This is a genomic window from Halorubrum sp. SS7 (assembly GCF_005435055.1).
In the GTDB taxonomy this organism is placed as follows: domain Archaea; phylum Halobacteriota; class Halobacteria; order Halobacteriales; family Haloferacaceae; genus Halorubrum; species Halorubrum salinarum.
The window spans coordinates 1-293 of sequence record NZ_SGXV01000508.1 but is presented as its reverse complement, the minus strand read 5'-3'; the positions used below and the strand labels follow the sequence as shown (position 1 = coordinate 293).

Below are 293 nucleotides of genomic sequence, written 5' to 3'. Positions count from 1 at the left end.
AGCGGCATCCGCGCCATCCCCGCCATCGTCTGGATCTTCCTGTACATCCCCATCGGCCCGCCGGGACAGGTCACGGCGGTGCTCGCGATCGCGACCGACAGCATCGGGAACCTCGGACGCCTCTTCACGGACGACCTCGAAGAGATCGAGGAGGGACCGATCGAGGCGATCCGGTCGACGGGCGCGTCGGGCACCCAGACCGTGAGCTTCGGCATGCTGAGCCAGGTCTCGCGGTCGTTCATCGCGTGGACCCTGTACATCCTCGAGATCAACACCCGGATCGCCATCTCGCT

The 293-nt window shown here is 66.2% G+C and carries 1 protein-coding gene; it reads left to right on the top strand.

Annotation, left to right across the window (positions count from 1 at the left end):
• A partial coding sequence (locus EXE44_RS18965; RefSeq protein WP_369333872.1) for an ABC transporter permease occupies positions 1-293 on the top strand: 293 nt, incomplete at both ends.